Raw genomic sequence first — 16,488 nt, forward strand, 5'->3', positions numbered from 1 at the left:
TTGACAGCCGGTCGCCTGAAGAAGGCTGCCGACGGGGGAATTGTGCGGGGCATCATAATATTTTTATACGGAAATGTAAGGCCGGAATGCACCGAAGACCCAAAAAATCGCAGGTGTTCACGCCTGGATTTGACACCCGCTTTTCACCCAATGCACATCGACCGGGGCAACGCTCCCGAGTGGAATGCATCAGTGTATTTTTTTTCAATAGACAAGCTTATTTTTACTTGATTCTTGAGGCATGCAAAACCTTAAACCCCTTGGCTGCATGGATCTATGCGGGTTTTAAGGGGGTGATTGTAGCGGCTTGAGAGTGGGGCCAGGGTCTGGCGGGGCATGCGCGGCCCCCATGTGCTTGATGCAATTTGCACGATCTTCACCTATAGAAGGTAATCGTATATTCCATAGCCGGCGACAGTTATCTGGATTTTTCTCAATGTAGGGAGTTACGATGAAGACATCCATCGCTAGCGCGATCAGCTTTGTGCTCTTGTCATCGCTGGTCACAGCGCATGCTCAGGCGCAGACGGAAACCCAAGGGACCGAAACAAAGCCGACTGAAGCGACAGGTACGACCACTGACAAGCCAAAGACCGAGAAAGCCGACAGTAAGAAAACGGAAGTGATTGCCGTCACAGGTACGCGCATCAAGCGTGTTGACATGAATGTCGCCGCTCCCCTGACCATCCTGGGCAAAGAAGAAATCCAGGCGACGGGCAAGCAAACCGTGACTGATATCGTGAAGGCCCTGCCTGCTGCGGTCGGTAACTCCGTGACCACGACCACCACCAACGGCGGCGGAAACGGTAGCGGTAACATCGCCCTTCGCGGTTTGGACTCGTCGTCGACCCTCGTACTTTTGAACGGTCGTCGTCTGCCGCTTGACGCCTTCGGTTCGAGCCCCGATTTGAACTCGATCCCCGTGGCCGCCATTGACCGCATTGAAATTCTTCAGGATGGCGCATCCGCTATCTACGGTTCGGACGCGATCGCCGGTGTGATCAACATCATCACCCGTAAAGACTGGGATGGTCTGGATTTCAGCGTTTACGTCGGCCAGGCCTCGCGTGGTGATCTGCAAACCAAATCCATCGACATCACCTACGGCGCGACGAACGACCGCGGTGGCCTCCTCCTCGGAGCGAACGTCTATAGTCAAGGCAGTGTCGCTTCGCGCGATCGCGATGTCTCGAAGCAGGCCCTGGGTCCAAGTTCGGCAACTCCGAACGGACACGTGATCGTCGGCGAAGACAACCTGATTTCGAATGACACCTGGGCGAATCCCAGCACGCCTACCACAGGTGACTTCCGTCCCTACACTCCAGACGACCGCTATAACTTCTCGTCGATCACCGATGCGATCATGGCTCAGGACCGCAAGAGCATTTTCCTGGGTGGTGATTACGAGTTGACCAAGGGTCTGAAGGGTTTCATCGAAACTCATTTCACCAACACTGAGAGCCGTTATAACTCGGCGCCGACTCCGCTCTTCCTTTCGAACGAGACGGGTGATCTGACTGTTGCCGCGAATAACCCTTACAACCCGTTTGGCGTTGAGCTGACGGACGTAAGAAAGCGTTTCCTCCAGTTCGGTCCTCGTAAATCGGATGCGGATTCCAACACCTTCCGCAGTGTCGTCGGTGTTCAGGGTAACATCACGGAAAAGTGGAACTGGGACGTCGCCTATAACCATGGTGAATCGAATACCCGTTCGACGACCAAGAACCTCGTGAACAAGACCAACCTGCAGCTTGGTATCGGTGATCCGGCCAACTGCGCGGCCTTGTCGAAACTGGGTTGCGTGCCTGTCAACATTCTGGGTCCTGACGGCAGCTTTACCGATGAGATGATCCGCTGGCTCCGTATCAACGCCACCGACTTCACCACCACCGAACTCGATTCTGTGACTGTGAACTTTGCCGGTGATCTTCTGGAAACCAGCCTCGGTACCATCGGTCTGGCATTTGGTGTGGAAGGCCGTACGGAAGAATACGTCAGCCGTTCGGATCCAAACTCCGAGCAGTACAACACCATCGGTAGCACTAACGCGAAGTCAACAGAAGGCGATCGCGATGTGAAAGAAGCTTACATCGAGTTGACCCTTCCTCTGACTGAGCTGGCCGAGATCAACCTCGCGGCTCGTCACTCGGATTACAGCGATTTCGGAACCACAACCAACCCTAAAGTCGGTGTGAAAATCCGTCCTGTCGATGGCTTGACCCTGCGTGGTAGCTACTCGACTGGTTTCCGTGCTCCGTCCCTGGTTGAACTCTTCCAAGGTCAGCAGGAAAACTTCGCGACTTTGAGCGACCCTTGCCAAACCCCAGGCAACTGCGACGTTCAATCGGATGAGGACATCAACCAGTTCCTGGCTCTGCAGGGTGGTAACCCCGAGCTGGATCCTGAGAAGTCGAAATCGTTCACCTACGGCATCGCTTACTCCTACCAGAACTTCAATGCCAAGGCTGACTATTTCAACATCGAAACCAAAAACGCCATTGATACGAACCCACAATTCGTTGTGGACCAGTTCCGTAACAACGATCTTTTCGCCGACAAAGTCCAGGTTGATGCCAACAACAACATCACCCGGATCGAAGCGGTCGCACTGAACCTGGCTTCCCGTAAAGTGGAAGGCGTGGACTTTGCGTTTGATTATGCGCTGCGTGGAACTCCCAGCGGCTCGTATACCTTCAGCCTTCTCGGCAGCCACTACATCAAGTATATGAACCAGGCTGACAAGAGCGCTCCGTTTGAAAACGTGGTCGGCAAATACAGCGACACCGCTTCGGGCGGCCGTGGTTCGATTCCCAAGTGGAAAGGTCTCCTGGATGTCGCATGGTCGAACTTCGGTTTCGACGTCGGTGCAACAGCCAACCACGTGACCAAGCTTGATGCAGGCGCTGACTTCGATTACCCAACTCTGGCCGCATGGAGCACCTATGATGTCCGCGCTGGTTATGATTTCCTGGGTTACGGCAAGCTCACTGTCGGTATCAATAACCTCACAGACAAAGAGCCGCCTGTCTCGGATGCTGCGTTCAACGATAACATCGATGCCCGTACGCATAACCTGATCGGTCGCTACTACTACGCTCGTTGGGGCGTTCAGCTCTAAGCTGATCTCATAAAAAGAATGAGGCGTAACCCTTCCCGGGTTGTGCCTTTTTTTTAGTCCCTGCTCATCAGCTGGCCTGAACCACCATCCGCTGCCAACTCGCAGCGACAGTCGCCGGCAGATGCAGGCGAATCGAAAACTCATGGAACTCACCCGTGCCTGGAATCCGGGGACCCAGGACGATTTCCACGCGGCCGCCTTCGGCTTCCATGAATTGCCTTACTGCTGCGAGGCCCACGCCGCGTCCCGAGGTCATGGAAACGCTTTCATTGGTGGAAAAACCGTTTTCCAGAATCATGGATGCGACACCCGCAGCGCTAAGCCCAGCCTCTGTCTTTCCATTCTTGCGACAGATCTCGCGGATACGCCCGATATCGAGTCCCTGACCATCATCCTGGAATTCTATCTGAATTTGACCATTCCGTTCTTCCGCGCGAATCAGGAGCGTGCCGCGGGTCGGTTTGCCTTTCTGCTTGCGCATGCCTCCCGGTTCGATGCCGTGATCCAGGGCATTGCGGAGCAGATGGATAAAGGCATTTTTCAGCGAAAGTTCCTGGCTGGTATTGATGAGGATATTGGCCACTTCGATCTGGAAAAGGGGCGGCTCAAGACCAAGATCCTTGGCGATTTTGTCCGCGTGGTGCCTCAGTTCCTCGATAAAGCTGGGCAGCTTTGTATAGATCATGCCCGTAATCTCATCCCGGTGGGCCTGAATCACGGCCTTCATATTCCGTGGCAGAGCATCCATGTCGAGAAGCTGATTCAGAAGCTTGACGTTATCCTGCATGAAATCACGGTCGACCGTGACCTTCTTCAAATCATCCAGCCGCCCCAAAGTTTCGCGGTTGGCTCTGTGATAGCGCTGATAGATGGCCTTGGCTTCTGTGAAGTCCTGCTGCAAACGCGCTCGATCAAGCGGCTGATGGAATTTTAAAACCTGTGCGTAGTAGCTTTCCACCACATGTAATTTATTGGCCAGCTCTTTCAGCTGCAGCGAACGGGCCGCTCCCTTCAGGGTATGCGTATTCACGAAGAGGATTTTAATGGTATCCGTATCCAGGTTGGTGGCCCGGAGGAGGCGTTCATTCTCGTTGATCAACTGATCGCCGGCACTGAAGAACTGCACCGACTTCCGGCTGCCCAGATCGACCAGCTGCTTGATGATCTCAAATTCCCGATTCTGGCGCTCGATTTCCTGCTGGGCGGCGACTTCGGAACTGACATCCAAAAGGGTGACGAGGATATGCTTCACTTCATCCTGAGCATTCAGCTCGCGGTTCCAGGTCAGGCGGAGGACTTTCATCTGATCATTCATGATGTAATCCAGCTGCGCGGGCAGCTTATCAATATTCAGATCGAAGCTGAGGCTATGCTCGCCCACTGCAGCCTGAATGCTTTGCCAGGCTTGATCCTTCTCATCCGCCGACAGCGTCGAGCGATCCAGAATGATCGAACGGAAACTCTGGCCGGCAATAGCATCGTGATTCAGAATGGACGGCAGCTGCGCCGAGTAATTCGGCGTGATCAAACCATCCCGACCGATGGAGAGTATGCCCTGCGGAATATGCAGGAGCAGCGATTGAATCTCGGCCGTACGTTCCTCGACCTTGCCCTCAAGGTCCTGGTTGAGGCGCGTAATCATCTGCACATGCTCACGACGCTTGGCATTGATGCGGGCTCCCAGCGCGAGAGAAAGGATGGCAATTTCAATCGCGCCGCCGGTGAACTGGCCCCAGCGGGAAAAATTACTGGTGGGAAGCAGGCCGATAAGATTCAGAATCGTGCCCGTCACGCCCAGGAGGTAGCAGCCCCAGCCCGTGATGTAGAACATCGCAGGAATATATCGCTGACGGGAGATAAGAAAACCCGATGCCAGCAAAGTCGAAGTGGTCATGGACGCTGTAACAAGACAGATCGCGGTGCCGAAATATACGGAAATAAAGCCCGTGACGACGAGGTTCGTGGCATCCAAAGCCCCAATGGCGAGATAGATGCGTCTGAAGATGGGCAGCTTTTCTTTGATATTCAGAAAATGATAGCTGAAAAGAAGGGCTGTGATGGACACCATGTCGACGTTCATGCTTGTGAAGCGATTGGAAAAGGATTCCGCCCACCCCAACATGCTGAGGGACTGCTGGAACAGGCCAAGTGAGGCCGACTGATAGAAGAGATTGCAGGTCACATACAGCACATAGTAAAGATAGGTCCTGTCACGCAAGGAAAAGTACAGGAAAAGGTTATAAAGACAGATGACGAGATGGAATCCTACCAGGATTCCAATCCAACCATACTCGCGCGCATTGTGAGCAAAGAATTCATCCTGGGTCCAGATATGCAGCGGCAGCTGATGCGCGCCGTCCGCAAAGGTGCGCGCGTAGAAGCGATGCGAGCCAGGAGCGAGGGTCAAACGAAAGACAGCCTGCCTTGTGTGAATATCCCGCTCGATGAAGGGCCTTTGATCACCTGCTGCCTTTTTCAACCAGTCGCCTGCGGGATTCTGATAGTAAAGTTCCAGACTGTCGGCGAGGGTGAATTTATTTTCCAGAAGTATGGTGAGTTCTTGCTGCAGAGGATTGTGAATGGTGAATTTAACCCATTGGGGACCTCGCCGGAGTCCAAAATTCGGCACGGTTTCCTGCGAAGGTCGAAAGGCCTGGGCCGCATCCTTTTCCAGGATATCCTGGAGTCCGAGCTGCCCTGTTGGATCGGCAAGTATTTCGAAGTGACGACCGAGGGGGGCTCCCTTCATCGCGGGTGCGATGGAGTAAGGCTCAGCTGCATGGAGGCAAGGCGTCGGCAGGATCCAAAAGAGGAGTAGCCAGATGCCTGGTATCATGCGCGAAAGCGATGAGATTTTATCAAACACCCACACGATCAAAAGCATCGTCCTGCACTCAGGTTAACATGCTCTGTTTTTCGGAGTTTTTTCCGAGAAATTGAGGGCTGCTAGCCGTAAGGAAGCCCTGGCATGGGCCAGGGCTGACGCCTGCTTAGAAGGACAGCGTCCGAATCAGACTCTGCTCGGTGGCTCGCCATTCCTGAGCCGCCGTATCGAGGTCTTTATACTTGATAGCGCTGCTTTCCGGCAGGTAAGTATCCAGGACTTCGCGCAGTTCATCCCGCAGTCCTTCCTTCAGCGCAGCGACTTTCCAGTTGGCCTCGGCCGGAAACCTGGCGACTGTAATGGCCACCTGCTGACGCAGGGCGGAATCAGCGACAAAGGCAGGAAGCTGAAGGGCTGTGACCGTTCCATCGGGGTTGAAACGTTGGCCGGCGACCACACCCTCTGTGTTCAAAAGGAGGGCATGAGCCTCGGTCCCCACCCAGTTCAAAAGGCCATCTGTGAAGGGATTGTGAGCCAGTGGAGTGGTCACCGATGCGAGCCGTTCCCACTGAGCCCGCGGCAGTTCCTTTTGCAGTCGTGTTACGAAATCCCGCATGAGGGTCTCATAGCGCTGCTGCTCATCAAGACTGAAGGTGATGCTTTGCTCGCCTTCCACTTCCTGATAATCGCGCATCATCTTCCGCAGTGCGAAGGGCACTTCCTTTAACTCTTTTTCGCTGGGAAGAGCCAGCATTTTCTCCCAGCCGCCTTGCTTCATGAGAGCTTCCTGCATCAGTGCCTGCTCTTCAGCCAGGATTTTCTCGCTCACATAGTCATCCGGATTTTTATACTTGTGGCGAATCTGAATCAGAGGCGTTTCACTGGCCGTCAGCATCAGAAGATTGAAGCGGCTGCTCAGAACGCGTGAGGCCCAGCTTTCCACGAAAAGGGAAGGATCCTTGCCGGCGCGCTTGGCCCGGACGATGGTATTGAAGAGGTTCTGAACCAGCGTATCCTTCTGCTGACCGACCGTGAAGGCAATGGCTTCGACCGGGTTGCGCCCCAGATCGAAGGTCTGGCAATCAAGATGATCCGTCTGGGAATCCGAGCAGAAAAGAGGCACATCCGAGGGATCAAACTCCGCGCCGCTATATAGGGCTTCGATCACCTTGCGATCATAATCGAGCATGCGATTGGTCTTCGCGATGATATGTCCGGTCATCGCCGCTTCTTCAAAGACCTGGTATTCCATCACCGATGAGGCGGGCTGCAGATCATTCGGGATTTTACCCTGCGACACGTAATCGGCGATCAAGGCGGGACGTTGATCGAGGCTGTAGCTGGCGCCCAGGGAGCCGGCAAAGTTATGACGGAGACCCATGGTGTGACCGACTTCATGCGCGACCACTTCACGGATATAGTCCTGGGACAGACGCAGGAATTCCGTGTCCGGGGCGTTCCTGGTGAGCAGAGTTTCCAAAGTGTTCAGGTAATTATCCTGAAGCTCCAGGTTGCAAAGCGGTCTTTGCACCATGCCCGCCATCGCGAAAGCTGTTTCCAAAGCCTTCTTTTTCCCTGGATAAGCTTTCAAAAGCGCTTTGGCCCGCGAAGCGCCCGACACCGCGAAGGTGCTCGTCATGAAAATCTGAGCATGACGAATCTCGCCCGTGCGTGGATCCATCTGAGCATCGGCATAAGCGTACCCTGCAGTATCCCAGGGTACCCACTGCACCATGTTGTAATCATAATCCGGGGCGCTGACACCAGCTGGAGCCACAATCGCCTGCAGCGGCGCATTGGGAAGAGCGCGGTTCCAATAAAGGATGCCATCGCGCACGGCCTCCACGTATTCCGGCGGCGTGTTGGCTGAAATCGCGTAAACGATGGGTTTGCTCGTATCCCATTTACTGGCGTAAGTGTCGACTACGCCGTTGCCCTTATCGGATTGATACAGGGGTGCAACCTGGAAGAAACCAAAGACATCGAGCGGCTGCCCCGGTGTTTTCGCAAAGTCCGGATTGGGATTGTAAGGCTCCAGATAATACTTCACCTCGATGGTATCGAGCTGAGTTCCCAGGACCTGCGCGATCTGGCGAATGCTCAGAGCGTTGTCGTGGAAGGAGGCGTTATCAATGAAGCTGTTTTTGACGTCGAGGCTACGAAAGGTTTTGATGTAGCTCGCACTATCATCCGAACCATACCAATCCCCGGCGACAAAAGTGTTCGCCATGCCTTCACTGAAATCGACGATGACATCCGTGTCGGTTTCACTCAGAATGGGCAGCTTCGCAAGAATGAGCTGCGCGGGCAGGTCTTTGGTGATGACGTGTCCCTGGGTCGCTTCCATCATAAAAAGCGCGTCACCCGACTGTTTGAAGGCCACGATCCGGCTCTTCAGGCCGTTGGCCGTCGGCATCGGGATCTGACGCATCATCGACGCCTGCAGCAGGAATTCCTTGTCGAGTGCGGATTTTTTAATACTGATGAGTTTGCGATCGGTCAGCCCCAGATTCGCGGCTGCGGATCCTTTGGGATCCACCACGGTAAAAGAGTTCTGGATTGTAGGATCCGCTTTGGTCCTGCGCTGTTCTTTGGAACAGGCGCTCGCCAGCAGCACTATGCTGATTAACCCGCATGACAGGTGTAACTTCACGGTGTGTTTCCTTTCCGAGAGGAGTAACTTTCATAAATTCAAAGCATCGATTGAGTGAAGTACTAACCGACCTCTGCGTCAGCGGAAAAGGTTTTTTGGAATTCATCATCTTGAAGAATTGGAACTTGTCGAATCGGAAAGAAATGGGCTAAATACTCGCCCGCTGTTGTGGACTGTGTGAGGGATTTACGCCATGTGGCGCTTGAAAGTATGATGGGGTAAAGGTTTGGTGGTTTCGTGTCGCCCTGTATCGCGTTGGGCTTTGTTCGTGCTTCCTATGGAATAGAAGGCTCTATACGATTTATTTATTCCCCTCCCGTCAAAAACTTTTTCCAATTTCGCACCAAGGCCTTCGACCCTCGCTCTTCTCTCACTAAATTCTCGCTCGGCTTTGCAGGAGCAGTTGGTTCCTTCAGGAATGGATCCTGCTGCCGATAAAAACCATTCAACCGCAACGCCCGTTCCACCCGCATCCGTTGCTCTCCCGTCAGGCTTTCATCGAGGATATGGCATTCCCCGGCCTCACGATAGGCTACATATCTCCCGGACCAGAACGCCACGCGATGCCGGGCTTGAGACGCGACCTTGATATCATCACTCAGGATACCCATCCAATTTAGGGGATCAGCGGCCGTCAGAATAATGAAATCCGGATCCGGCGGCGCATCACGGCAGCTCCGCAAAGCATCAATGGATTCTTTGAGCGCAAATTGTTCCCCGCCCACTTTCTCGACAAAACGTCCCCCGCGAATCAAACCACGGGCCTCCAAGGTTCTATAGACAACCACAAGCTCACCCCAGGTCGGGGCGAGCGATTCCTTACGCAGAAGATCCCGGAAAATCACACCATAACGCTTTAAGAGCTGCCATGCCCACTGCTCCAGGCGCTCCTCCTGACTCAAGGGCACCCGATACATCGCAAAGGGAGCATAGCGCCCACCACTCCGAAAATCGGTTTCATAACGAATCTGCCGCGCATCTCGAACGGACGCCGGCTGCCGCGCCTTGCGATCAGGATTTAGGAGAGGCCGCACAGCAGCAAAGCTATCGGTGGAAACAAAACCCATGCTCATCAGCTCACTGAGCCCATCTTCAATCTGTGTCGGCAGAAGTTTACTCAGCGCACTGATTTCATCGAAAAATAAAGCCCCGCGCTGCTCCATCAACTCCCAGATCTTCTTCGCGCTATCACTCAAACGATCCACGAGCAGTTCCCGGGTCTCCGGCACCACCCAACCCAAACCCGCCCGAGTCAGAAAACTCAGCGGCGTGGTCCGACTCAAAAGACGATTCTTATTCGTCTTCTCACCCTTCGGCGGCGCCACAGCAATCCGCCCCCACACGACCTGCCCACTCTGACAAAGAGCATCCAATTCACGCCCACGATAACCCTGGACGCGACTCATAAAGACTTCATTCTCCCAAACACTCGCCGGGAGTTCGAGCCCCTGCATCATCTCAACGAGCGGCATCAGGTTATCATGCGGCGACCAGCGCTGCTCCGGCAACGCCCTTTGATGCCGCGCCAAAAACCGAAGAAAGACTGCCCGCGACACAGGCTTGATCTGTTCACGCAGCCCCTCAATCGTCAGTCGATGCATCCGATGCAAAAGACGGCGCTCGCACCATTCTTTCTTCTGTGAACGCGCAGACGACTCACTGAAGGTCCCTGAAAGAATAATCCCAAGACTCTCCAGCTGAAGCAAAGCCGCAAGAATTTCGTGCTCCGGCAACAGCAGCCGCTGGCTCAAGCCCTCAGCCGTCAAAGGTCCCAGGCATTCAAGCTGCCCCCGCAGAAGCCGCAGCATCGCCTTCTGCTGCGCTTCCATATCCACGTCCCCAAGCTTAAAATGCTGGGGATAAAGAAGCTGAAGATCCGCATCCAATTCATAAGCGTAGGCAAAACTCTTCGACTCGAGCGTCAAAATCTTCGCCCGATTCTTCTTCTGCAATTCCTGCAGCATGGTCTGATAAAACTGAATCTCATCCAGCGGGAAAAGCACCAGCTGCTTCAAAGCATCATAAAGCTCATCCGGATCCCGAATCAAAGGCCAGGCATCACTGACAACCTGCGAAACTGCCCCAGCATCCAAAGCCGTCAGATCATTAAAGACCTGCGGCTCCAGTCGATGCCGTGTCGCCAAAGCCCGAATCCGCCTTTCTTCCAGCGGCGCATCATCCAAAAACGCGTAAGGGTTCGCATGAATCAATTCATAACAAAAAGGTGAGGGTTCCCGCGTATCTCGCGCCAGCAGTTCAATGTCCCCCGCCGCAATATTCTGCAGAACCTTTTCAAAACGATCGCAGTCCATGGCCTCCTGCAAACAGTCCTGCACCGTCTGCCGAACCAGAGGATGATCCGGGATTTCCAAATCCCCCGTCCTATGCTCAAAACACTGCGTTTGCTGCGGAAAAACAGCCGTCAGAAGATCATTCGACTGATAGCGCTGCAGATGCGGCGGTACACGTTTCCCACTCTTCATCCGCAAGACGGCCAGCGCCCGCGTCGCATTCCAACGCCAGCGAATCTCAAACATCGGCACATCAAGCAGGGCCTGAATCAAAATCGAACGCCCATTGTGCGGATTCAGCATCTTGAACATGGCTTCCAGCGGAAAACTCTGATTCGGGCCCACGGATAAAAGGATCCCATTATCTGTCGCGCTGGCCTGCAGCTCAAAATCAAATCCGCGGCAGAACCTCTTCCGGAAGGCCAAACCCCAGGCCCGATTGATCCGACTGCCGAAGGGCGCGTGCACGATCAGCTGCATACCGCCCGTATCATCAAAGAAACGCTCATAAACCACAAGGTCCTGCGTCGGCAGAATCCCCAGCGCAATCTTCTGCGCCGCAAGAAAATCCGCAGCCTGGGTCGCAAGAGCAGCATCAATCAAAAATGTTTTCTGCAGATAGTCCGCAAGCGGCTGTCGATAAACCGCCCACATCTTTTTATCCTTGGTGGGATCCGGCTCTTGCCAATCGGGCATCTCTTGAGCGCTTAAAATCGCATCCGCTTCCTTCCGAACCCGACTCAGTTCCTGTGAAAGTTCAAAAGTCCGCCCACCGGCTTCCCCCTTCCAAAAAGGAATGGTCGGCGGAGCCCCATGCAGATCCTTGACCAGAAGAGTGTCACCCTTCAGGCCTTGAATTTGCCAGGAATGATTGCCAAGAAGAAAGACATCCCCCTTCTGACTTTCCACAGCGAACTCTTCATCGACGGTCCCCACAAAAGCCTGGTCTTCACCATTGATCACACGGTAGGCATTCTGCTCGGGAATCGCACCGCCCGACATCACCACCGCCAGGCGCGCACTGCGCCGCGGACGCAGCTCATGATTCACCTTATCCCAATGCAGATAAGCCCCGCGACGCGTGGCCGTGCCGAGGCCTTCGGAAAGCCAATCAAGCGTCTTATCAAAATCACCGCGCGTCAGCTGGCGGAAGGGATAAGCCTCGCGACACAGATGAAAGACATCATCCGGCACACGATTTTCCGAGGACACAAGACTCACAATATGCTGCGCAAGGATATCGAAAGGCACCTCAGGAATTTCGATGCTATCCATCGTCCCTTCCCGGTAAGCCCTCACGAGCGCCATACATTCAATCAGCTCATCACGCGTCAACGCAATCAAACGCGCCTTCGGTTTCAAACCGAGGGCATGACCGGAACGTCCAACCCTCTGCACGAAAGCGGCAATACTCCGCGGCGAACCAATCTGACAAACAAGGTCAATGGTTCCGACATCAATCCCGAGTTCCAAAGAAGCGGTCGCAACAATCGCCTTGATTTCCCCATTTTTCAGCCGATCCTCGGCCATCAGGCGCTTGTCCTTGGATAAGCTCCCATGATGCGCCGCCACCGCGTCTTCGCCGAGCATCTCGCTCAATTGAAAGGTAATGCGCTCAGCCATGCGCCGCGTATTCACAAAGATCAGCGTGCTGCGGTGCTCCCCAATCATGGCGGCCAGCTTTCCGTAAAGCTCCTCCCACATCTCATGACTGCAGACAGCGCTTAAGGGAAGATCGGGAACGACAATATCCAAATCCGCATCACGCTGCTTCGAAACGTCGATAATTTCACAGGGGCGCGGCTTTTCATTCCCGCCCACCAAAAACTGGGCAATGGTCTCCAAAGGTTTCTGGGTCGCCGAAAGTCCGATGCGAACCGGCGGCTTTTTGCAGAGCGCCCCCAGCTGCTCCAGACTGAGGCTCAGATGTGAACCCCTTTTGTCCCGGGCCAGCGCATGAATTTCATCAATGATCACGGATTTAATCGAGCGCAGAATAGGCCGCGCCTTGGCCGAGGTGAGCATCAGAAAAAGCGACTCGGGAGTGGTCACCAGAATATGCGGCGGATCCCGCAGAATCCGCGCTCTTTCCGTCGCCGTGGTATCCCCGGTGCGCAAACCAATTCGAATCGGATCCGGATGTAATCCCGCGGCCCGAGCCTCGTCCATAATCTCCTGCAGCGGCTGCTCCAGATTTTTCTTCACATCATTGGAAAGCGCCCGAAGCGGAGACAGATAAAGAACCTGAATGCCTTTCTCCAAGCGACCATCCACCGCCTGTCGAAAGAGATCATCAATCGCCACAAAAAACGCGGCCATGGTTTTACCACCGCCAGTGGGCGCGGCAATCAGAGTATTGCGGTGTTCATGAAGCAGCGGCCAGCCTTGCTGCTGGGCGGGGGTGGGTTCTTTGAACTTGCGCTGAAACCAGCGCTGCAGGATCGGATGAAAACCGAGCAGGGCGGGAGCCAGGTCAGGAACGAGGGGAATATCCACAGTCAAAGGCAATCGACGATCCATAGTCCACCCGTCCCAAAAAAATTACAGCGAAGCCTTCGCGAAATCTTTGAATGCTTCAAACGAGCGGGCATCGGCGGCAGCATTGTAAGCGGCGCCTTTGCTGTTATCATTGCCCGCACCCACTTCGGTGAAGCTGTGAACGGCATTGCCGTACTTCACGAGTTCCCAGTCGATCTTGTTCTCGCGCATTTCATTTTCAAAAGCGGCCAGATCTTCGGCTTTCACGTAAGGATCATCGGCACCGTGAAGAGCGAGGACCTTGGCTTTGATATTTTTCCCATCCGCAGGCGTGGGGCTATCGAGTCCACCGTGAAAACTGACCACGCCTTTGACGTCGGCGCCGGCACGGGCGAGTTCGATGACACCGGTCCCGCCAAAGCAATACCCAACAGCGAGAACTTTATTGGTATCCACTTCCTTTTGTCCGCGCAGTGTTTCCAGACCGAGCTGCAGGCGTTCACGGAAAAGTTTGCGATCGCCGCCGCGGTACATCGTAGCGAGTTTTCCAGCTTCTTCGGCAGTGGTCGGACGCACGCCCTTGCCATAGATATCAGCAGCAAAGACCGCATAACCAAGCTCCGCCATGCGCGTGGCTTGTTTCCTGGTCTCGTCGGTCACGCCCATCCAGTTGTGAATCATAAGGATGCCGGGCACTTTGCCTTTGACGTTGTCGGGATACACGAGCAAGCCTTCGAAGGTGTCTTTGCCTTTTTTGTATTCCACCGTCTTGGTTTTCACGGCAGCCAAACCCAAAGTGCTGCTGGCGAGGAACACAGCTGATACAAACAATTGCGAGATCCGTTTCATAATGTTTTATCCTTTCCCATAGGAACCTGGAAAATTGTATGGGAAGACGTTCGCAGAATTTTTGCGGGCAGGCAAGAGGCAATGTGGGACAGCGAACGCTGTCCCGGAAGAAGCTTTGTGATCTTAGCGGAAAAGGGCGTCCTGACGATTCACGCCGGTGCCGACCATGCTGATGGGATAGCCGAGGATTTCCTCAACACCTTCCACATATTTTTTTGCATTGGCAGGCAGATCGGCCATGCGTCCGGTCGTTGGCATCGCCTCTTTCCAACCGGCAAAAGTTTTATAAACAGGTGTACAGGCGGCCAGCACTTCATGATCCCAGGGGAAATCTTCGATGCGGCCGAGTTGCGGATGCTCATAAGCCACACAGACTTTCACTTCAGGCAGATCGGTGAGGATGTCCATCTTATTCAAAATGATTCCATCGTAACCACTGATCTGGGCGCTGTAACGCAAGGCCACAGCATCCAGCCAACCGCAGCGACGCGGACGACCCGTCGTGGCACCGAATTCCTTGCCGCGTGTCGCGATCAAGTTTCCGGTTTCACATTTGAGTTCGGTTGGGAATGCGCCTTCACCCACGCGCGTCACGTAAGCTTTGGCCACGCCATAGATTTTATCGATGCGTTTCGGCGAGAAGCCAAGACTTGCGAAGGCTCCACCGGCTGCGGTTTCGCTGCTGGTGACATAAGGGTAGGTTCCATGATTGATGTCGAGCAGAACGCCCTGCGCACCTTCCAGCAGCACCTTGCGACCGGCCTCAATCGCCGCGCGCACGCGGACTTCCGCATCCCCGATGAAGGGAGCCAGAACCTCGGCGGCCTGATCAAAAAGAGCCCACTCTTCGCGGTACACTTCCTGATGGGTGCCAAAACCCTGCACGCTCTGCCGCATGCTCTGATACCAGCGCTCACGACGGGTGGGATTCGCGTAATCACCGAGACGGAGACCAGTCCGATTGGCTTTTTCCGCATAGGTCGGGCCAATGCCGCGCTTGGTGGTGCCGATCGGCTGGGACGACTCCGATTCCTTCTTGCCATCGAGATGAATGTGCCAAGGAGAAATGACATGGGCACGGGCCGAAAGCCACAGCCGCTCGGGAGTCAGCTTCACAAAAGGACTGACTTTCCGCATCTCTTCCACGAGTTGATGCGGGTTCACCACCACTCCGGTGCTCAGTGCGCTGATTTTGCCGGGGTGAAAGATGCCGCTTGGAATCTGATGGAGAACTACTTTCTGGCCGTTTACGTAAAGGGTATGTCCCGCGTTGTTGCCGCCTTGATAGCGCGTAACGATATCCGCGCTGTCGGCCATGATGTCGATCCACTTGCCCTTGCCTTCGTCGCCCCACTGCGCTCCGACGAGGATGGTCACGTTACCCATGGGATAGCCCTTCCTGCTGTTGGCGTTCTTCTGCTTTGCATCGGCTTTTTAGCTGATGAATGCCTGGCTGTCCACTGGAACTGGGGTGCGGACCGTGGTATAGCATGGGGGTTCAATACGCTATGGAATCAGTCCTCGCACCTTCAGTCGAAAAGGAGCCTGAGTCGACAAGTAAGAGCTTAATGCGCTGGAATCTTTATAAATCCTAATCATTTTAAATCCTTGCCATCCCTTTGCTTCATGCTCCGACGTCTCTCGTTATCCACCATTATTTTCCTTCTCTGGTCGCAGTTGGTCGCATTCCACAATTTTTTTGATCGCAGATTTTTGAATGCGTGAAAGCTTTTGCTATCAACGTATTCGTGTTTCCTCTGAAAACTTTTTCTTTTGATGATCAGATTCAAGTTTGAAATTTTTTGCGAAGGAAATATCGTAGCAGGCAGTTGGCTTTTTGGTGGAGACTGAAGATTGAGCCCTTCAGCCTCCGAGAACACCGGAGCCTGGCAATATCGACAAAGCAGACCCCGTTGCTCCACTTCGGAGCTTAGTACGGCTTTGCCTGCTTTTCAACACCTGCCGGTCTCCCTCAAGGATTGAGGGAATTCATGTCAAATTTGCAGCAGCTTTTTCCTTCGGATCATCCCGTATTTTCTGGCGGACGTTATCTGAGGGCGTTCGATCATCTCCATGACATCGGTCACTATGAACACAGTATCCTGACCTACATCGGATCGCTTCTTCCTTTTGACAAAGGCTTTCTCGATCATCCTGCTTTCCCATCAATCGCCACGATTTCACGGTCGACAAAGATCAGCGAATCAACTGTCAGGAAAAAGCTTCGCTCTCTGGAGAAGAAGGGGTACGTGATAGTCAAGGCAGTACGGTTTAT

At 54.1% G+C, this 16,488-nt stretch carries 7 protein-coding genes; 2 read left to right on the top strand and 5 right to left on the bottom strand.

Features of this window, described 5'->3' with window-relative positions; genetic code table 11:
- Positions 1 to 451 precede the first annotated feature (451 nt).
- Complete coding sequence (locus tag VFO10_RS28565; RefSeq protein ID WP_325145435.1) at positions 452 to 3,118, top strand: TonB-dependent receptor plug domain-containing protein; 2,667 nt, start codon at positions 452 to 454, stop codon at positions 3,116 to 3,118.
- Between the two features lie 67 nt (positions 3,119 to 3,185).
- Here the strand turns inward: VFO10_RS28565 and VFO10_RS28570 are convergent, their stop codons facing one another.
- The 5 genes from VFO10_RS28570 to VFO10_RS28590 all read right to left on the bottom strand — a co-directional run bounded on the left by VFO10_RS28570 (position 3,186) and on the right by VFO10_RS28590 (position 15,599).
- Complete coding sequence (locus VFO10_RS28570) at positions 3,186 to 6,002, bottom strand: 7TM diverse intracellular signaling domain-containing protein (RefSeq protein WP_325145436.1); 2,817 nt, start codon at positions 6,000 to 6,002, stop codon at positions 3,186 to 3,188.
- Between the two features lie 106 nt (positions 6,003 to 6,108).
- Complete coding sequence (locus VFO10_RS28575) at positions 6,109 to 8,595, bottom strand: zinc-dependent metalloprotease (protein WP_325145437.1); 2,487 nt, start codon at positions 8,593 to 8,595, stop codon at positions 6,109 to 6,111.
- A 305-nt stretch (positions 8,596 to 8,900) separates the two neighbouring features.
- On the bottom strand, positions 8,901 to 13,406 hold the full coding sequence (locus VFO10_RS28580) for a DEAD/DEAH box helicase (protein ID WP_325145438.1): 4,506 nt from the start codon (positions 13,404 to 13,406) through the stop codon (positions 8,901 to 8,903).
- Between the two features lie 21 nt (positions 13,407 to 13,427).
- A complete protein-coding gene (locus VFO10_RS28585; protein WP_325145439.1) occupies positions 13,428 to 14,213 on the bottom strand; it encodes a dienelactone hydrolase family protein in 786 nt (261 codons plus the stop codon).
- Between the two features lie 123 nt (positions 14,214 to 14,336).
- Positions 14,337 to 15,599: an adenylosuccinate synthase gene (locus VFO10_RS28590; protein ID WP_325145440.1), complete on the bottom strand. Its 1,263-nt coding sequence runs from the start codon at positions 15,597 to 15,599 to the stop codon at positions 14,337 to 14,339.
- Positions 15,600 to 16,204: 605 nt separating this feature from the next.
- On the opposite strand from VFO10_RS28590, the gene VFO10_RS28595 reads away from it, so the two are divergent.
- Positions 16,205 to 16,488 (top strand): helix-turn-helix domain-containing protein (locus tag VFO10_RS28595; RefSeq protein ID WP_325145441.1); only part of this gene is annotated, 284 nt, incomplete at its 3' end.

This window comes from Oligoflexus sp. (assembly GCF_035712445.1).
Taxonomy (GTDB): Bacteria; Bdellovibrionota_B; Oligoflexia; order Oligoflexales; family Oligoflexaceae; genus Oligoflexus.

Bases quoted from the DNA above. Each gene is read 5' to 3' on its own strand.
- VFO10_RS28565 (WP_325145435.1), top strand. From the start codon at position 452: ATGAAGACATCCATCGCTAGCGCGATCAGCTTTGTGCTCTTGTCATCG.
- VFO10_RS28570 (WP_325145436.1), bottom strand. From the start codon at position 6,002: ATGCTTTTGATCGTGTGGGTGTTTGATAAAATCTCATCGCTTTCGCGC.
- VFO10_RS28580 (WP_325145438.1), bottom strand. From the start codon at position 13,406: ATGGATCGTCGATTGCCTTTGACTGTGGATATTCCCCTCGTTCCTGAC.
- VFO10_RS28585 (WP_325145439.1), bottom strand. From the start codon at position 14,213: ATGAAACGGATCTCGCAATTGTTTGTATCAGCTGTGTTCCTCGCCAGC.
- VFO10_RS28590 (WP_325145440.1), bottom strand. From the start codon at position 15,599: ATGGGTAACGTGACCATCCTCGTCGGAGCGCAGTGGGGCGACGAAGGC.